The sequence below is a fragment of the Clostridium sp. AM25-23AC genome (genome assembly GCF_003435125.1).
Taxonomy (GTDB): domain Bacteria; phylum Bacillota; class Clostridia; order Lachnospirales; family Lachnospiraceae; genus Pilosibacter; species Pilosibacter fragilis.
In genome coordinates this window covers 1469-1802 of record NZ_QWGI01000083.1, presented here as the reverse complement: position 1 = coordinate 1802, position 334 = coordinate 1469, and the positions used below count along the sequence as shown (strand labels likewise).

The 334-nt window shown below is 55.4% G+C and carries 1 protein-coding gene; it reads right to left on the bottom strand.

All coding sequences use genetic code 11. The features are described 5' to 3' along the window. A partial coding sequence (locus tag DW677_RS19010; protein ID WP_242992257.1) for a type IV secretory system conjugative DNA transfer family protein occupies positions 1-334 on the bottom strand: 334 nt, incomplete at both ends.

Below are 334 nucleotides of genomic sequence, written 5' to 3'. Positions count from 1 at the left end.
GAGCGGATGACGGCCACGATCTTTTCCAGCCCCGGCACCTGTCCGGTATTGGCTGCCTCGTCCCACAGCACCCGCACATGATAGGGCAGACGCCCGCCATAGGTGTTGTCAGCCCGTTCACACAGAAGGTTGAACATCTGCGAAAAAGCGAGGGCAACCAAAAAGTTGTAGGTGGTGTCCGTGTCGCTGATAAGAAAGAACAGCGCCGATTTTTCATCCCCCAGCTTATCCAGCTCCAGCTCGTCATAAGACATGATCTCCCGAAGCTGGGGAATATCAAAGGGAGCCAGCCTTGCACCGCAGGAAATCAAGATGCTTTTGGCTGTCTTGCCGC